Annotated in this window: 16 protein-coding genes; 4 read left to right on the top strand and 12 right to left on the bottom strand. The window is 64.2% G+C overall.

Features of this window, described 5'->3' with window-relative positions; translation table 11 throughout:
- Positions 1-66 precede the first annotated feature (66 nt).
- Together AC3IYG_RS03775 and AC3IYG_RS03770 are read right to left on the bottom strand one after the other, a co-directional pair.
- Entirely contained in the window at positions 67-1,116 is a 1,050-nt protein-coding gene (locus tag AC3IYG_RS03775) for a Gfo/Idh/MocA family protein (protein WP_489312391.1), read from the bottom strand.
- 206 nt (positions 1,117-1,322) lie between these two features.
- Complete coding sequence (locus AC3IYG_RS03770; protein WP_489312390.1) at positions 1,323-2,099, bottom strand: IclR family transcriptional regulator; 777 nt, start codon at positions 2,097-2,099, stop codon at positions 1,323-1,325.
- A 547-nt stretch (positions 2,100-2,646) separates the two neighbouring features.
- On the opposite strand from AC3IYG_RS03770, the gene AC3IYG_RS03765 reads away from it, so the two are divergent.
- Entirely contained in the window at positions 2,647-3,918 is a 1,272-nt protein-coding gene (locus AC3IYG_RS03765; RefSeq protein ID WP_489312389.1) for an OprD family porin, read from the top strand.
- A gap of 384 nt (positions 3,919-4,302) precedes the next feature.
- Positions 4,303-6,021, top strand: a complete 1,719-nt coding sequence (locus tag AC3IYG_RS03760) for an FAD-dependent oxidoreductase (protein WP_489312388.1) — start codon at positions 4,303-4,305, stop codon at positions 6,019-6,021.
- Between the two features lie 249 nt (positions 6,022-6,270).
- Here the strand turns inward: AC3IYG_RS03760 and pcaC are convergent, their stop codons facing one another.
- From pcaC to AC3IYG_RS03710, 10 genes are all read right to left on the bottom strand, one after another.
- The gene (gene pcaC, locus AC3IYG_RS03755; protein WP_489312387.1) at positions 6,271-6,669 is read right to left on the bottom strand and encodes a 4-carboxymuconolactone decarboxylase; all 399 of its coding nucleotides are present in this window, start codon (positions 6,667-6,669) and stop codon (positions 6,271-6,273) included.
- Between the two features lie 45 nt (positions 6,670-6,714).
- Complete coding sequence (gene pcaD / locus AC3IYG_RS03750; protein WP_489312385.1) at positions 6,715-7,503, bottom strand: 3-oxoadipate enol-lactonase; 789 nt, start codon at positions 7,501-7,503, stop codon at positions 6,715-6,717.
- 9 nt (positions 7,504-7,512) lie between these two features.
- On the bottom strand, positions 7,513-8,877 hold the full coding sequence (locus AC3IYG_RS03745) for a 3-carboxy-cis,cis-muconate cycloisomerase (protein WP_489312384.1): 1,365 nt from the start codon (positions 8,875-8,877) through the stop codon (positions 7,513-7,515).
- A gap of 48 nt (positions 8,878-8,925) precedes the next feature.
- Entirely contained in the window at positions 8,926-10,260 is a 1,335-nt protein-coding gene (locus AC3IYG_RS03740; protein ID WP_489312383.1) for an MFS family transporter, read from the bottom strand.
- A gap of 143 nt (positions 10,261-10,403) precedes the next feature.
- Positions 10,404-11,609: a 3-oxoadipyl-CoA thiolase gene (gene pcaF / locus AC3IYG_RS03735; protein WP_489312381.1), complete on the bottom strand. Its 1,206-nt coding sequence runs from the start codon at positions 11,607-11,609 to the stop codon at positions 10,404-10,406.
- On the bottom strand, positions 11,606-12,385 hold the full coding sequence (locus AC3IYG_RS03730) for a CoA-transferase subunit beta (protein ID WP_489312380.1): 780 nt from the start codon (positions 12,383-12,385) through the stop codon (positions 11,606-11,608). The genes pcaF and AC3IYG_RS03730 overlap by 4 nt, the downstream gene beginning before the upstream one ends.
- The gene (locus AC3IYG_RS03725) at positions 12,385-13,233 is read right to left on the bottom strand and encodes a CoA transferase subunit A (RefSeq protein WP_489312379.1); all 849 of its coding nucleotides are present in this window, start codon (positions 13,231-13,233) and stop codon (positions 12,385-12,387) included. Before AC3IYG_RS03725 ends, AC3IYG_RS03730 begins: the two co-directional genes overlap by 1 nt.
- Positions 13,234-13,499: 266 nt before the next feature.
- A complete protein-coding gene (locus tag AC3IYG_RS03720; protein WP_489312378.1) occupies positions 13,500-13,826 on the bottom strand; it encodes a rhodanese-like domain-containing protein in 327 nt (108 codons plus the stop codon).
- A 10-nt stretch (positions 13,827-13,836) separates the two neighbouring features.
- The gene (gene chrA, locus AC3IYG_RS03715; RefSeq protein ID WP_489313832.1) at positions 13,837-15,168 is read right to left on the bottom strand and encodes a chromate efflux transporter; all 1,332 of its coding nucleotides are present in this window, start codon (positions 15,166-15,168) and stop codon (positions 13,837-13,839) included.
- 29 nt (positions 15,169-15,197) lie between these two features.
- On the bottom strand, positions 15,198-16,136 hold the full coding sequence (locus AC3IYG_RS03710; protein ID WP_489312377.1) for a chromate resistance protein ChrB domain-containing protein: 939 nt from the start codon (positions 16,134-16,136) through the stop codon (positions 15,198-15,200).
- Between the two features lie 298 nt (positions 16,137-16,434).
- Here AC3IYG_RS03710 and AC3IYG_RS03705 point away from each other — a divergent pair, with 298 nt between their 5' ends.
- Both AC3IYG_RS03705 and AC3IYG_RS03700 read left to right on the top strand, forming a co-directional pair.
- Positions 16,435-17,193, top strand: a complete 759-nt coding sequence (locus tag AC3IYG_RS03705) for a siderophore ferric iron reductase (protein WP_489312376.1) — start codon at positions 16,435-16,437, stop codon at positions 17,191-17,193.
- Positions 17,187-17,954 (top strand): ABC transporter ATP-binding protein, encoded by a 768-nt coding sequence (locus AC3IYG_RS03700; RefSeq protein WP_489312375.1) that lies wholly within the window; start codon positions 17,187-17,189, stop codon positions 17,952-17,954. The genes AC3IYG_RS03705 and AC3IYG_RS03700 overlap by 7 nt, the downstream gene beginning before the upstream one ends.
- The last annotated feature ends 48 nt before the right edge of the window (positions 17,955-18,002 follow it).

The following is an 18,002-nucleotide window of genomic DNA, read 5'->3' as shown; positions in this document are numbered from 1 at the left end:
GCGGCCACAGGGTCGCTGGGCGGTTGGCAGAATGAGCCGCGCAGCGTGGCGCGGGCCCAGCAAACTTCAGATGCTTTCCGGCGAACAGGTGCGGCCGGTCTGTGCCGCCGTGCGAATCGCCTCGATCAGCGCCAGGGTGCGCCCGGCATCGGCGGCACTGACCAAAGGCTGGACTTCGCCACGGGCGACCTGGACGAAATGCTGCAATTGCAGGCGCAGCGCCTCATCCGCAACGAAAACCTCCTGCTCATACAACAACGGCTGGTGCCAGCCGGCACCGTCCTCGGCGTAGTGCCAGCGCTTGAGCTGCGGGATGCTCAGCGCGCCGCGCGTGCCGGCCAGCAAGTAGCAGGGCTGATCGGCCTGGCGCGGGTAGACCGGGTTCTCGCCGGAATCCAGCTCCCAACTCCAGGGCGCGGCCACGGCGTCGGAGCCGGTCAGGCTGCCGAGGGCGCCATTGTCGAACTGCAGCAGCACCGCGGCGCTGTCCTCGTTGCCGAAACCGCGCACGGCATTGCTGGTGAAGGCCTGCACCTGGCGCACCTCACCGCAGAGATGGCGCAGCAGATCGAGGTCGTGGATCAGGTTGGTCAGCAGCATCCCGGCACCGGGCTCGCGGCGCCAGGGAATGTTGAAGTAACTGTCCGGCTTCTGCAGTTGCCAGAGCGCGGTGACATTGGTCAGCCGCCCCAACGTGCCGCTGCCGATCAGCTCATGGGCGCGACTGATCAGCGGATTGTGCCGGCGGTGATGACCGACCAGCACCGGCACGCCGCTGGAGCGGGAGGCGGCCACCAGTTCGCGGACCTCGTCCAGATACACGCCCACGGGTTTTTCCAGCAACACCGGCACCCCGGCCGTCAGGCAATCCAGCGCAGTGCTGACGTGCAGACCGTTGGGGTTGGCGACGATTACCGCCTGCGCCTGGGCCTGCTCCAGCATCTTGCGGTGATCGGCGAAGTACGGCACCCCGCACTCGGCGGCAAACGCCATGGCCTGCGGCCCGGGGTCGGCCACCGCGCAGAGCTGCGCCTGCGGCACGTTCAGCAGGTGTTGGCAGTGCTGGCGACCCATGATACCGGCGCCGATCAAGGCGATCCGAAGTGGCTGGTTCAAAGCGGCAATCCTCTTGTGGTTGTTATGCCGGCCTGAGCAATAAAGTAGACTCAAGTTCCATAATTGGCTTTGAATAATTTAGAACTCAGTTCCATATATACGCAAGAAAAAAAACAGCCCGCCTGACGCCTGGTCACTCCAGGCATCGCACGGGCCGATGAACGTCGAGAAAAAGAGGGATGCCAGCCTCGCGACTGGCGGATGACTCAGATGAAGAGCTCGGACGCCTGGCTGGCCCCCGACAACTCCTGCACCGCACTCAGCAGTTGCAGCGCCAGCTCCGGCCGGCGTGCCTCAGGCAGCCGGGCACTCGGGCCGGCAACGCTGAGCACGCCGATGGCGTGACCATCGAGTGGGTGGCGTACCACCGCGGCGAGCGCTGAGGTGCCCAATGCCGAGCTTTCCACCACCCAGGCATAGCCGCGCTCACGGGCCAGACGCAGGCGTTCGAGCAGTTCGCTATTGGAGCGTGGGGCATTGGGGCCGAACTCCGCCGGATCGGCAATGCCCTGGCGCTCGACCAGCGCCAAGGCCTCGGCATCGCTGAGGCTAGCCAGCCAGGCATGCCCCGAGGCGGTATAGAACAGTGGCGCGTCGCGGCCCATGTCCGGGTCGTAGCGCAGGCCGGAGCGGGCGCCCTGGGACTTGGCGATCCAGGTCAGGCGCTCGCCATCCACCACCCCGAGGCGTACCAGGTCACCGGTTTCCAAGGCCAGGCGATCGAGGATCGGCTGAACGATGTCCGCGCCACTGCTGGCCAGGTAGCGGAAGCCCATGGCCACCAGTTTGGTGGACAGCTGATAGCGGCTGTTTTCCGGGTTCTGGCGCACATAACCGAGGCGGATCAGCTCGGCGAGCATGCGGTGCGTTGCACTCTTGGGAATCTCCAACTGATCGGCCAGGGTCTGCATCGGCAGCCCACGTGGATCGGAGGTGAGGCTTTCAATAAGGCTGAAGGCGCGTTCGATTTGACTACCGGCCATTGTGCGGGTCCATACAGGGTTTCGGCGATTCTAGAAGACAAGCGTGCGGCTATGGAACCTGGAACTGGAGTTCGGTGCGAATTGGCCGGCTCTGAAAATGTACGGAACAGTTAGTTTTCGTTCGATCATCGAACACAAACGTATTTCTCGAATTGTATGCCCGCCACCTTGCTTCCACTATTCGTCACAGACTGAAAGCGCCCCGGCTCGCCCCGCGAACCGTGGACACAACGCTTCATCGATGCGCCGAAAACTACAAGAAAGGTTCATTGCGATGCCCAGATCATCCGCCGTCACTGCTTCGGCGTTCCTCGCCGAACGGCTATTAGCGACTCCGCTGCCCGCCGGCTGTTCTTACTGCGCACCTGTCGCCCGGCCGTGCATCAAGGCTCTGAGCGACATCGACGCTCCGCAGCCGCCCCAGGACTAGCCCGCCAACATCGCGAGCTGACGCCGAAACACCCACTGCCGATTCCATTCGCCGTTTCGTGCCTGCAGCGCGAAGGAATTCCTTATGCCAACCGAAAACAAAAACCGAGGCCCGCTCATGAAAGTCCCGCACCCGAACCGCCCCACTTCGCACCTCCTGCTCGCCGCACTGACCACCGCCGTAGGCGCCTGCGCCTTGCCCGCCCAGGCCAAGGAAGCGGGCTTTCTCGAAGACGCCAGCGCCAGTGTCCTGGCTCGTAACTTCTACATGAACCGCAACTTCGTCGGCGACGCGAACCAAGACAAAGCCGAAGAGTGGACCCAGAGCTTTATCCTCGATGCCCGCTCCGGCTACACCCCGGGCATCGTCGGCTTTGGCGTGGATGTGCTGGGCATGTGGTCGGCCAAGCTCGATGGCGGCGGCGGCACCGCGGGTACGCAATTGCTGCCGGTGCACGACGATGGCCGGCCGGCCGACGATTTCGGGCGTCTGGGCGTCGCGGCCAAAGCGAAGTTCTCGAAAACCGAATTGAAGATCGGCGAGTGGATGCCGGTGCTGCCGATCCTGCGTTCCGACGATGGCCGTTCCCTGCCGCAAACCTTCCGCGGCGGCCAGGTCACCTCCACCGAGGTCGACGGCCTGACGCTCTACGGCGGCCAGTTCCGCGCCAACAGCCCGCGCAACGACGCCAGCATGGAAGACATGTCGATGAACGGCAAAAGCGCCTTCACCTCCGACCGCTTCAACTTCGGCGGCGGCGAATATGCTTTCAACGACAAGCGCACACTGGTCGGCGCCTGGTATGCCGAACTGGAAGACATCTACCAACAGCAGTACTTCAACCTGCTGCACAGCCAACCGGTTGGCGACTGGACCCTGGGCGCCAACCTCGGCTACTTCACCGGCAAGGAAGACGGCAGCCAACTGGCGGGCGACCTGGACAACCAGACCTGGTCCGGACTGTTCTCGGCCAAGACCGGCAGCCATGCCTTCTATGTCGGCCTGCAGGAAGTCAGCGGCGACAACGCCTGGATGCGCGTCAACGGCACCAGCGGCGGCACCCTGGCCAACGACAGCTACAACTCCAGCTTCGACAACGCCAAGGAACGCTCCTGGCAAGTGCGCCACGACTACAACTTCGCAGGCCTCGGCGTGCCGGGCCTGACCCTGATGAACCGCTACATCAGCGGCGACAATGTGCATACCGGCGCGGTCACCGACGGCGAGGAATGGGGCCGCGAAAGCGAACTGGCCTACGTGGTACCAACCGGCACCTTCAAGAGCCTGACCCTCAAATGGCGCAACTCGACCCTGCGCCGCGACTGGGGCAACACCAACAGCTTCGACGAAAACCGCGTGATCATCAGCTACCCCTTCTCGCTGCTCTGATCGCAGCATCTGGCCAGATCTTTTGCCCGCCCTTATGGCGGGCTTTTTTTGCTGCAGAATTCACGGATTGCCATGTGTTCCCAGCTATTGGGTGCCTGCCTTCGCGGGAACGACGGGGAGGTTTTCCTTGCGCCGTCATCCTCACGAACGCGGAAATCCACGGGGCGCGGCCAACAGCACAGGCGGACAGTTTGGCCAGGTCAGCGTGTTGCAACAACTCACTCAGCCATGGCCTTTTCATGCCCTGAGGCACAGAAGACCTTGGCGATTCGTCTCGCCAAATATAGAATATGGAACCAGGTTCCATAATCAACAATACATCGCCACCCTGCCCTATGATCAGCACAGGCGATACCCACACATACTCCACTGGAGACTCCACCGATGACTGCCGACACCCCCGAACAACAGGTCGAGTGCGACGTACTGGTCATCGGTTCCGGCGCCGCCGGGCTCTGCGCCGCAGTGACCGCCGCCTGGCATGGGCTGAACGTGATAGTGGTGGAAAAGGACCCGGTATTCGGCGGCGCCACGGCCTGGTCCGGCGGCTGGATGTGGGTGCCGTGCAATCCGCTGGCGCAGCGCGCCGGCATCGTCGAAGACCCGCAGCTGCCGCGCACCTACCTCATGCATGAACTGGGCGAGCGCTATGACGCGGCGATGATCGAGGCGTTCCTCGACGCCGCCCCGCACATGGTGTCCTTCTTCGAACGGCACACCGCCCTGCAATTCGCCGATGGCAACGGTATCGCCGATATTCACGGCGCTACGCCCGGCGCCGGTACAGGCGGCCGCTCGGTGATCGCCGCGCCCTATGACGCCCGCCAGCTCGGCGCGCTGCTCGGCAGGCTGCGCAAGACCATGCGCGAAACCTCGTTCCTGGGCATGCCGATCATGGCCGGCGCCGACCTCGCGGCCTTTCTCAGCGTCACCCGCTCGTTGCGTTCGGCGGTCCATGTCGCTAGGCGCTTCGGCCGCCACCTGCTCGACCTCGCCCTGCACGGCCGCGCCATGCACCTGGTGAACGGCGTGGCATTGGTCGCGCGGCTGGCGAAGTCCGCGGAGGATCTTGGCGTGCGACTCTGGGAGTCGGCACCCGCCACAGCGTTGCTGCGCGAAGGCGCTCAGGTGCGCGGCGCCATCGTCCACACTGCCAAGGGCGAAATCGCCATCCGGGCGCGCAAGGCCGTGGTCCTGGCGGCCGGTGGTTTCCCCAACGATATCGAGCGGCGCAAGGCGCTGTTCCCGCGCACGCCAACCGGCCACGAGCACCTGGCCCTGCCGCCGCTGGCCGCGAACGGCGACGGCCTGCGCCTGGGGGAAAGCGCCGGCGCTCAGGTCGCCACCGACCTGGCCTCGCCAGTGGCCTGGGCGCCGGTCTCCGAGGTGCGCTACAAGGACGGCAGCGTCGGCCATTTCCCGCACATCATCGAGCGCGGCAAGCCAGGCATCATCGGCGTACTGGCCAACGGCAAGCGCTTCGTCAATGAAGCCGGCGGCTACTACGACTATGTCGCCGCGATGGTAGAGGCGGTGCCGGCCGGCCAGGAAGTGGCCTCCTGGCTGATCTGCAGCCGCCGCTTCCAGCGCCGCTATGGCCTGGGCATTTCACGGCCATTCCCGCTGCCGGTGGCGCCTTACATCCGCTCCGGCTACCTGAAGTGCGGCAATAGCATCGAGGAACTGGCAGAAGCCTGCGGCATCGACCCGGCCGGGCTCGCCGCGACGCTCAGTGTGTTCAACCAGCACGCCCGCAATGGCGAAGACCCGGCGTTCGGGCGCGGCTCGACACCCTATAACCGCAAGCAGGGCGATACCCGCGTGCAGCCCAACCCCTGCGTCGCCCCCATCGACAAGGGCCCCTTCTACGCGGTGAAGGTACAACCGGGCTGCTTCGGCACCTTCGCCGGGCTGAAAACCAACCCGCACGCCCAGGTGCTCGATGGCGCGGGCCAGGCCATCGCCGGCCTGTATGCCGTGGGCAGCGACATGGCCAGCATCATGGGCGGTCATTACCCGGCTGGCGGCATCAACCTCGGCCCGGCAGCCACCTTCGGCTACATCGCCGGCCGCCATATCGCCGGGGCCAACGCCTACGAATAAGAGCCCGCACGACCGCGACCGCTGCGCGGGTGCCTATCATCGCGCCCGCCCACTGGCTTTCCGCGTTCGCAGGATGAAGGTGCATCCCACCAACCTCGTCATTCCCGTGAAGGCGGGAATCCACTAAACGCATCGAGCGTTCAGGCTGAACGGCCAGTGACGCTTAATGACGAGCCAGCTAAAAAACGCCGCCCGAACGGGCAGTCCGGGCAACGTTTTCAAACAACCGACACAAGATGGGCGCGGGCTTCAAGGCGTGTCGAGCGATTCCACACCCATCTCGTCCCACACTTCTTCCGCCAGGTGGAAGGTGGCGTTGGCTGCCGGAATGCCGCAGTAGATCGCGCTCTGCATCAGCACTTCCTTGATTTCATCGCGGGTCACACCGTTGTTCTTCGCCGCCTTGAGGTGCAGCTTCAATTCGCCCTCGCGGTTCATGCCGATCAGCATGGCGATGGTGATCAGGCTGCGGGTGTGGCGCGGCAGGCCGGGGCGGGTCCAGATATCGCCCCAGGCGTGGCGGGTGATCATTTCCTGGAACTCGCCGTTGAATGGCGTGAGGCTGTTCAGGCTGCGATCCACATGGGCGTCGCCGAGTACCGCACGGCGTACCTGCATGCCGGCTTCGTAACGTTCTTTCTCGTCCATCGTTGGCTCCGGGTCTGGGTTGGGTGCGCCGTGCGCACCACGAAATCATGCAGTGAGGAAGTCCAGCACGCGTTGGCTGAAGGCGTCACCGGCCTCGACGTTGGACAGGTGCGCGGCGTGGAACTCGACCATCTCGGCACCCTGGATGCGCTCGACCATGAAGCGCCCATCGATCGGCGTGGTCACCGCATCCTGGGTGCCGCACACCACCAGCACGGGTAGCTCAATCGTAGCGATCTGCTCACGGAAATCCGCGTCACGCACGGCGGCGCAGTTGGCGGCATAACCCTGCGGCGAGGTCGCGGCAAGCATACCGACCACCGGCTCGACCTTGGCCGGCTGGGCAGCGGCAAACTCGGGCGTGAACCAACGGGCCAGCGAGGCATTGCGCAGTGCGAGCATGGCGGCCTGACCGTCACGCAATACGGTTTCGATGCGCGGGTTCCACACGTCCGGGTTGCCGATTTTCGCCGCGGTGTTGCACAGCACCACACGCTGCAAACGCTGCGGGGCATTGATCGCCAGCCACTGGCCGATCAAGCCGCCCATCGACAGGCCGCAGAAAAATGCCTTGGCGATATCCAGCGCATCCAACAGCGCCAGCACGTCGCGACCGTTCTGCTCGATGCTGTAGAGGCCCTCGGTCACCAGCGACAGACCATGCCCACGGGTGTCGTAGCGCAGCACGCGGAAGTGCTGGGTGAAAGCGGCAATCTGCCCATCCCACATATGCAAATCGGTACCCAGGGAGTTGGAGAGCACCAGCACCGGCGCATCGGCAGGGCCTTCGAGCAGGTAATTCAGTTCGCCATCGGCGAGTTGTACGGCAGGCATGAGCGGCTCCTAAAGCAAGAAAGCGTGATGTTCAGCCACGGCGCGTTCGACCCAGCGACGGGCCTGGCCGAGGTAATGGGCCGGATCGAGCAGGCGATCCAGCTCGGCGGCGGACAGCTCGGCGCTGACTTGTGGCTCCGCGCCAAGTACCTGGCGCAGGTGCGCGCCTTGCTGCACCGCACGACGACAGCATTGTTCGATCAGGTGGTGGGCGGCGTCGCGGCCGATGCGCTGGGCCAGGGCGATGCTCACCGCCTCGGCCAGCACCAGGCCCTTGGTCAGTTCGAGGTTGGCGCGCATGCGTTCGGCATCGACCTCCAGCCCCGGCACCAGCAGCAGCGCCTGCTGCAAGGCGCCGGACACCAGGCAGCAGAGTTCCGGCAGGGTTTCCCACTCGGCATGCCAGAGACCGAGGCTGCGTTCGTGCTCCTGCGGCATGGCGCTGAACATCGTCGCGACGAGGCCCGGCGCACGGGTGGCGGCGCTGATCAGTACCGCCGCGCTGACCGGGTTGCGCTTGTGCGGCATGGTCGAGGAACCGCCCTTGCCCGGCGCGGCCGGCTCGAACAGTTCGCCGGCTTCGGTCTGCATCAACAGGCTGAGGTCACGGCCGAGTTTGCCCAGGCTGCCGGCGATCATCCCCAACAAGCTGGCGAACTCCACCAGGCGGTCGCGTTGGGTGTGCCAGGGTTGCTCGGGCAGCGTCAGTTGCAGCTCCTGCGCCAGGGCTTCGGCCACCGGAAAAGCCTGGTCGCCGAGCGCCGCCAGGCTGCCGGACGCGCCGCCGAACTGCAGGCAGAGCAGGCGCGGCTTGAGCTCAACCAAGCGCTGGCGATGGCGGGTGACGGCGCCCAGCACGCCGGCGATCTTCATCCCGAGGGTCACGGGCGTGGCATGTTGCAGCCAGGTGCGCCCGGCCAGCGGGGTGTCGGCGTGACGCTGGGCCTGCACGGCCAGGGCATCGGCAAGGCTGGCCAGATCGCTCTCCAGCAAGACGATAGCCGCGCGCAGTTGCAGCACCAGGCCCGTGTCCATGGCGTCCTGGCTGGTGGCGCCGAGGTGTACATAGCGCTCGGCGTCGGCATCGCTGGCTGCAATCCGCTTGCCCAAGGCCTTGACCAGTGGAATCGCCGAGTTGCCGGCACTGACAATGGCATGGCCGAGGGCCGCGACGTCATAGTGCGACGCCATGCAAGCCGCCGTGATGGGCGTCACCGCGGCTTGCGGGATCACCCCGAGGCATGCCTCGGCTCGCGCCAGGGCCGCCTCGAAGTCCAGCATGCCTTGCAGCCGCCCCTGATCGCAAAACACCGCGCGCATTGAGCCGGCCGTGAAGTAGGCATCGAACAATTGATTGCTCGGTCGTTCAGGCATAAAAAATCCTTGCAAGGCGAGCGCCCACAGCAGGCGCGCGCGGACAGATCAATGATCGTTGTGCAGGTAGGCCGCCTGCTTCGGCAGGCGCAGGCTGAACAGGAAGGCAACCGCCATCATGCCAGTGACATACCAGTAGAACGTGTTTTCCATACCGATGCTTTTCAAGCCGAGGGCCACATATTCCGCCGAACCACCAAAGAGCGCATTGGCCAGCGCATAGGCCAGGCCCACGCCCAACGCCCGCACCTGTGGCGGAAACATCTCGGCTTTGACCAGGCCACTGATCGAGGTGTAGAAGCTGATAATCGCCAGCGCCAGGGTGATCAGGGCAAAAGCGATGATCGGGTTGGTGGTGGTTTTCAAGGTCAGCAGGATCGGCAAAGTACACAGGCTACCGAGAGCGCCGAACCAGAGCATCGAGCTACGCCGGCCGATCTTGTCCGAGAGCATGCCGAACAACGGCTGCATGCACATGTACAGGAACAGTGCCGCGGTCATGATGTAGCTGGCGGTCTTGGCATGCATCCCGACGGTGTTGACCAGGTATTTCTGCATGTAGGTGGTGAAGGTGTAAAAAATCAGCGAGCCTCCCGCGGTGTAGCCGAGCACGGTGATAAAGGCCGCCTTGTGATGCTTGAACAACGCCGCGATGCTACCGGCATCTTTGTCCTGACGGCTTTGCGCACTGGTGGTTTCTTCCAGGCTGCGCCGCAAAAACAACGAAATGACCGCGGCAATCGCCCCGATGACGAAGGGAATCCGCCAGCCCCAGGCGCGCAGTTCCTCTTCCGTTAGCACTTGCTGCAGGATCACCACCACCAATACCGCCAGCAGCTGCCCGCCGATCAGGGTCACGTACTGGAACGAAGCGAAGAAACCACGCCGGCCACGCAACGCGACTTCACTCATATAGGTCGCCGTGGTGCCGTATTCGCCACCGACCGACAGGCCCTGGAACAACCGCGCCATCAGCAGCAGCGCGGGCGCCCAGGCGCCGATCGAGGCGTAGGTCGGCAGGCAGGCGATGACCAGCGAGCCGAAGCACATCATCAGCACCGCGATCATCATCGAGTTCTTGCGCCCGTGCTTGTCGGCAACCCGGCCAAACAGCCAGCCGCCAATCGGTCGCATCAGAAAACCGGCCGCGAACACCCCGGCGGTGTTGAGCAACTGCACCGTCGGATCGTCGGAGGGAAAGAACGCCGGAGCGAAGTAAATGGCGCAGAAGGCATACACATAGAAGTCGAACCATTCGACCAGGTTGCCAGAGGAAGCCCCCACAATCGCGAAGATCCGCTTGCCACGCTCTTCGACGGTGTATTCCGTGTTCGCCGCTATCTGCGTGTTAGGTTCTTCGCTGGTGCAATCCAAGGCTGTCATTACTCATCCCTCTTGAGGAAAACCGCTGTTTAGGCACAAATCCTAGCCACCCGCCTCACACAACCAATAGCCCGGCGCGTGGGCCGGGCTATTGGTTTTACAAGCGCATTCGATACTCGCCAAGCGCAGACCAGGGCTACCGTTTAAACCCGTTCGATGGCCAGCGCCAGCCCCTGACCAACACCCACGCACATGGTCGCCAGGCCTTTGCGCCCGCCGGTTTTTTCCAACTGGTGCAAGGCGGTCTGGATCAGGCGCGCACCGCTGGCACCCAATGGGTGGCCGAGGGCGATGGCGCCGCCGTTGGGGTTGACCTTGTCGCTGTCATCGGCCAGCCCCAACTCACGGGTCACGGCCAGGCCCTGGGCAGCGAAGGCTTCGTTGAGTTCGATGGTGTCGAAATCGGTGATCGCCAGGTTCAGGCGTTCCAGCAGCTTGCGCACCGCCGGCACCGGGCCGATGCCCATCACGCGCGGCGCCACACCGGCGCTGGCCATGCCGAGCACTCTCGCCCGCGGCGTCAGGCCGTGTTTCTTCACCGCGTCGGCCGAGGCCAGGATCAGCGCCACGGCACCGTCATTAACACCCGAAGCATTGCCGGCGGTGACGGTGTTGTCCGCGCCGTTGACCGGTTTCAGTTTGGTCAGCGCCTCGAAGGTGGTATCCGGGCGCAGGTGTTCGTCCTGGTCGATGACGGTGTCGCCTTTCTTGCCCTTGATCAGCACCGGGACGATTTCCTCGGCGAAGAAGCCTTCGGCCTGGGCGCGACCGGCGCGCTGCTGGCTGCGCACGGCGAAGGCGTCTTGGTCCGCGCGGCTGACCTGGTAATCGTCGGCGACGTTGTCGGCGGTCTGCGGCATGGCATCGACGCCATACCGGGCCTTCATCAACGGGTTGACGAAACGCCAGCCGATGGTGGTGTCTTCGATCTTCTGGCCGCGCGCGAAGGCGCTGTCGGCCTTGCCCATCACATAGGGGGCACGGGACATGGACTCGACGCCGCCGGCAATGGCCAGCTCCATCTCGCCGCAGGCGATGGCACGGAAGGCGGTGCCGACCGCATCCATACCCGAGGCACAGAGGCGGTTGAGGGTCACGCCCGGAATCCTCTCCGGCAGGCCAGCCAGCAGCAACGCCATGCGCGCCACATTGCGGTTGTCCTCGCCGGCCTGGTTGGCGCAGCCCATGAGCACCTCGTCGACCTGGCTCCAGTCGACCGACGGGTTGCGCTCGATCAGCGCCTTGATCGGCACGGCGGCCAGGTCGTCGGCACGCACCGCGGCAAGGCCACCGCCGAAGCGGCCGATGGGCGTGCGCACGGCGTCGCAGATAAAGACGTCGCGGCTCATTCCTCACCACCCAGTTGTCCGTGGGCGGCGGCGGTGCGGGCTTCCAGCGCGCGCAACGCGGTCAGTTCGACCTCGCTGGGTACTTCGCTTACCGCCACTACGTCGGCGAAGCGGATCTGCCAGCCGGTGGCTTCGATCACCTGCTCACGGGTTACGCCTGGGTGCAAGGACGTGACGATGAACTCGTTGCTGCCCTCTTCCGGCTCCATGATGCACAGGTCGGTGATGATGCCGACCGGCCCGGCACCCGGCAGGCCGAGGCGTTTGCGCGAGTCGCCGCCCTCGCCATGACCGACCGAGGTGATGAAGGCGAGCTTGTCGACGAAGGTGCGGTGCGACTGCTTGAGGATGATCAGCACCTGCTTGGCCGAACCGGCGATCTCAGGGGCGCCACCGGCGCCGGGCAGACGCACTTTCGGGTGCTGGTAATCGCCGATCACGGTGGTGTTGATGTTGCCGTACTTGTCGACCTGGGCCGCACCGAGGAAGCCCATGTCGATGCGCCCGCCTTGCAGCCAGTAGCGGAAGATTTCGCCGGTCGGCACCACGGTGTCGGCGGTTTCGGCCAGTTCGCCGTCACCGATGGACAGTGGCAGCACGCTCGGCTTGGCGCCGATCGGGCCGGACTCGTAGATCAGCACCACATCCGGCGAGGAGGTCAGGCGCGCGAGGTTGGCGGCCTTGGACGGCAGGCCGATGCCGACGAAGCACACCGCGCCGTTCTTCAGGCGGCGGGCGGCGGCCACGGTCATCATTTCATTGGTGGAGTAGGTCATTACTTGGCCTCCGCGAGTTTGGCTTGGAAAGCAGCGAAGTCAGCGGTGCCACGGATGTATTCGTCGATCCAGGCAGTGAAGCTTTCGCGGTCACGGGCAATCGGGTCCCAGGCTTGATAGAAGCGGTTGTCCCGTTCGTAGTAGCCGTGGGCGTAGGACGGATGCGCGCCGCCCGGTACGTGGCAGACCGCGGTCAGCGCCCAGGTCGGCAGCACGCAAGCGTTCATCGGCGCATTCAGGTCATCGACGATCTCTTCCACGGTGACGATGCAGCGCTTGGCCGCCAGGGCCGCTTCCTTCTGCACGCCGAGGATGCCCCAGAGCAATACGTTGCCTTTGCGGTCGGCCTTCTGCGCGTGGATCACGGTGACATCCGGACGTACCGCCGGCACGGCCGCCAGCACTTCGCCAGTGAACGGGCAGGTCACGGATTTGATCAGCGGGTTGACCTTCGGCAAGTCGGAGCCGGCATAGGCCCGCAACACGGCGAACGGCAGGCCGGAGGCGCCGGCGATGTAGGAGTTGGCGAGATCGGCATGGCTGTGCTCCTCGATCTCCAGTGCATGGGGCCAGTCCTTCTCGACCGCATCGCGCAGGCGGTGCAACGAGCCGACGCCAGGGTTGCCGCCCCAGGAGAAGATCAGCTTCTTCGCGCAGCCGGCACCGATCAGCAGGTCGTAGACCAGGTCGGGGGTCATGCGCACCAGGGTCAGGTCCTGCTTGCCCTGGCGGATGATCTCGTGGGAGGCGGCAGTCGGAATCAGGTGGGTGAAGCCTTCAAGCGCAACGGTATCGCCGTTGCTGACGAAACGCTCGATAGCTTCGCGCAGGGTCAGGAGTTCAGCCATGGTGGTTCTCGTATTGTTATCCGGGGCGCGGGGGTTACGCCGGGTGGAAAAACAGTAGCGTCGTGCGGCGATGCAAACAATCCGATAATCGACTATCGGTGCGATTATCGAACAACTCTTACTCAATAAAGCAGTCTGCACATCCGCCGTTGCTCACGCCAGCACGGCGTCGACACCGTTCAGCAGGCCGCTCATGTGCCGGTAGGTTTCGACGCCTGAACCAGACAGAACCTTGCTTCGCTCTATCTTTATGCGGCACCTCCTGCCTAATCAGTCAGGCTCCGGGTGGGTTGGCCGGCACCGAGCCAGCCGCTAAAGCCATCGATCACGTAACGTGCGTCCAACCCCATTGCCGCTAGCGTGGCGGCAATGCCCTGGCTGATTTCGTGTCCTTGTGCGCAATACAGAATTGCAGGCCTGTCTCGTGGTATCTGATCCTTCCAACTGAACACGCCTTCCGGGTTGAACCACAGGCTCCCGGGTATCTCCCTGGCCTCGATAAGCCGTACGCTCTCGCGACGCACATCCAGCAGGGAGAACGCCCGGCCCGCGGCTTGCCATTCCGCCAACTCGCAGATCGAGATACGGCCCATCGTTCACCTCTCAGTTCTGTATTAGGTGCACCGCTAACCCGCTCAACGCGCAAGCCATCAGCACCTGAATCACGCCGCGTTTGAAGTGCAGCAGAGCAACCGCCGCGGCCAGCGCGATCAGCGCCGACGGCCAGTCGAAATGACCGCTGAAGCCTTGCGGCCAAAGCACGTGGTAACCGAAGAACAGTGCCAGGTTGAGGATCACCCCCACCACCGCTGCGGTGATGCCCGTCAGCGGCGCGGTGAACTTCAGCTCATTGTGGGTCGATTCCACCAACGGGCCGCCGGCGAGGATGAACAGGAACGACGGCAGGAAGGTGAACCAGGTGACCAAGCAGGCGGCGACCGCCCCGGCCGCAAAGGCCTGATCGGCACCGAACACCTGCTGCGCATAGGCACCAACGAAAGCCACGAAGGCCACCACCATGATCAGCGGGCCCGGCGTGGTTTCACCCAGAGCCAGGCCATCGATCATCTGCGCCGGGGTCAGCCAACTGTAGTGATCGACCGCGCCCTGATAGACATAGGGTAGTACCGCATAGGCGCCGCCGAAGGTCAGCAAGGCGGCCTTGGTGAAGAACCAGCCCATCTGCGTCAACGTGCCTTCCCAGCCGAACAAGACAGTCAACAGCCCCATGGGCAAGGCCCATAGCGCCGCGCCGATCACCAGCAGGAGCGCCAGGCGCGGCCAATGGAAACGCGCATGCTCGGGTGTGGGGGTATCGTCATCGATCAACGCGGGGCCAAAGGTCTGCTTGGCCGCGCCGTGCCCGCCGCCGATGGTGAACTTCTCTGGTGCGAAGCGTCCGCCAAAGTAACCGATCAGCGCCGCGCCCAGAACGATCAGCGGAAACGGCAGGTTGAGGGCGAAGATGGCGACGAAGGACGCGGCGGCAATCGCCCACAGCCAGTTGTTTTTCAGCGCGCGCGAGCCGATGCGGTGAGCGGCCTGGACAACGATGGCAGTGACTGCCGGCTTGATGCCGTAGAACAGCCCGGCTACCACCGGGACATCGCCGAAGGCGATATAGACCCAGGACAAGCCAATCAGGATGAACAACGACGGCAGCACGAACAGTACCCCGGCAATCACGCCACCCCAGGTACGGTGCATCAGCCAGCCGATGTAGGTGGCCAACTGCTGGGCTTCCGGGCCGGGCAGCAGCATGCAGTAATTCAACGCATGGAGAAATCGACGTTCAGAAATCCAGCGCCGACGCTCCACCAGTTCCTGGTGCATGATCGAAATCTGTCCGGCCGGCCCACCGAAGCTGATGAAGCCCAACTTGAGCCAGAAAGCGAAGGCTTGCCAGAAGCCGACGGGCTGCGGTGGTAACGCCATTGTGTCAGCGCTCTGCGCGGCGGTTTGGGTCACGTCGAGGATACTCCCCTGTCGAAGCTGGCCAGCAGCCCATCGAAAACGGCAGAGGCGGCGGTCAGCAAGCGGTCATCTTGGGTAAGGGTCTTGCGCAGCCCTGCGAGCACGCTTTCGATACCGGCGGCCTCGGGCGGCTGTACGCCGCCCACGTCGAGGTAATGCACCAGCAGGCCCAGCCGTGCGATGGCGGGTTGTTCCAGGCCGAAACTTGCCGCCAGCACCTCGAAGGTGACGCGACTGCCGACGTGACTGAAGGTCGCGCCATCGAAGTCGAAGCCCAGTGCATCGGCTGGGCAATCGACGGGGCTGGCCAGCCACATAATCCTGGCCTGCGGATCGATAAAGCGACGGATCAGCCAAGCGCTGGCCAAGCGATCCACCCACGGCCGCTGTCGTGTCGCCCAGGTGCGCCCCTGGTAGTCGGACGAACGTAGCGGCGCGATTACACCGGCCATGGCCTGTGGCTCATCCGGGGACAGTGCGCGTGCGCAGGCTAGCTCCAGCTCTTGCAAGGCTATATCCGTTTGCCGCTGCGCCTCACCGGGAAAAAAATCGATCTCGACCAAACCAGCGAAGGTCTTGCGGAGTTTGCGTACCTGTTTGAGCGTGTCCTGCACGGTATCGGCGGTCAGCCTATGCCGCGCTTGCACGACCTCATCCAGCACGGCCGCGTAGTCTTGGCTGCGGTCAAACAGGTCGGTGAAGTTCGCACCGTCAGGTTCTTCGACACGGAGCACATGGGCTGCTCCACCGGCCTCACGAACACCTGCGGCCAAGCCATCCAGGGTGGTACGGCAGTCCACGCGCTCAGGCATCAGATAGACGCCATCCCGGAGTACGGCGGCACCGGAGGCTTTCAGCGAACGCCAAACACGCTGCCGAACGGTGGCGTTCTCAGTGGGCAAGGAAAGGACAAGGGCTAATAGCTGCATAGTGTAGAGATAGACTCAGTAATGTCTCTATTCCTACATATTGATCTTCGATCAAGGCGATCGCAAGCGTTTACGTCGCCCCAGCATGCCTTAGCGGGGGCAACTGAAAGCGGCTGCGGCGGTCATTGGCACTGGGATCGACCCGCGCACCGGGCGTGGCCCGTCAACGGCGAAGACATCCTCCGAGAAACATGCCAATACGAATGATGATTTGAATCATTCGCATCTAAATGATTAAATTCGCACTCACCCGAACGACCGATCTTCTGCCGCCTCTGCGAGGCTACGGGTTACCTCCATGTCAGACGACCGCAGTGACCTTGCTCGACTATTCGCCATCGCGTCTCAGGCGCTGCCGCGGCTGGGCGGGCGCATCGGCCCGGTCAGCGATGATCAACTCCACTGCGGTAGCGCAGGCAATCCGGAACGGCTCACGGCGCTTCACGCCTACTGGCAACAAGCCCACGCGGAAGCCGGTCCGCATTACTGGTCCACGCGAAGCTGGACGTTGTTGATCTGGCAACCGATCTACTTCAGCCTGCTGGCGGTTCACCTCGGTCGCCGGGCGCCTTGCCTGGCGCAGATGGGGCAATCGGTGTGCGACGGGTTCGTGGGCGGCTTCTGCCTTCCGGCCCATTGCCCGCGCATAGGTGCCGAAAACGAGCTAATCAACTATGCCGCCGACCAGGTCCGCGAACACATCGAACAGCAACTGACTGAATTCAACAGCGTGTCGAGCATCTACCCGAAACTCGCCCGGCTCCTGGCGGCAGACTGCATACGCGCGGCGCTGCTGATGGTGCAACGCGAGCGGGCGCTGGCGAACGACCAGTTGCGCGATCTGGAGGGGTGCTGGATGGAGGGCCTGGCGTTGCCGGGCAGCAGTTCGCTGATTGATGTGCGCCTGGACGACGGGCGCGAATGCCTGGCCCTGGGCCGCAAGGCCTGCTGCCAGCATTTTCGCCGAGCCGATGGCGACCTGTGCAGCACCTGCCCGAAACTCAAGCAGGACGAACGGGCCCGACGCTTGCGTGAAGAGTTGGCCCTGGAATGCTGAGGCTGCACAACATCCAGGTGCACCGCGATAACCGGCTGATCCTCGCGCTGGACAGCCTGCACATTGCAGCCGGCCAATTCACGGTGATCCTCGGCCACAACGGCTCTGGCAAATCGACGCTGATGAACCTGATCGCCCGCCAGTTCAGCCCCGACTCGGGGCATATCGAGCTGGATGGCAAGCCCCTGCCCAGCTATAGCCAGCGCGACTTTGCCCGACGCGTCGCCTTCCTGCCCCAGCGCCTGCCGGAAGTGGCCGGCCTGACCGTGCGCGAGTTGGTGCGCCTGGGCCGTTTCCCCTGGCGTGGTCTGCTGGGCCGCTGGCAAGCCGAGGACAACCAGCTGATCGAACGCGCCATGCAGCAGACCGATGTGGCCCGCTATGCCGAGCACCTGGCCGACAGTCTGTCCGGGGGCGAGCGGCAAAGGGCCTGGATCGCCATGCTGCTGGCCCAGCAATCGCCTTTGATCCTGCTGGACGAACCCACCTCGGCGCTGGACCTGGCGCATCAGTACGACTTGATGAACCTGCTGCATGGCCTCAACCGCGACAATGAGCGTGGCATCGTCGCCATCCTGCATGACATCAACCTCAGCTGCCGCTATGCCGACCGCATCATCGCCCTGAAAGGCGGCCGGCTGTTCTTCGATGGCAGCCCTCAGCAGTTGCTGTGCAGCCAGCGGCTCAGCGCGTTGTATGAGATCGATATCCAGTTGATCGAGCAGCCGGGCCAGGCACACAAGATTGCCGTGGTCAGTTGATGTGAATGTGTCACTGAGCAAGGCAGGCGCCTGGACGCCGCGGAACCC

The organism is Pseudomonas sp. KH_027, from assembly GCF_057838565.1.
Note: the sequence above shows the minus strand (reverse complement) of the source record. Positions and strands in the feature narration are given on the sequence as shown.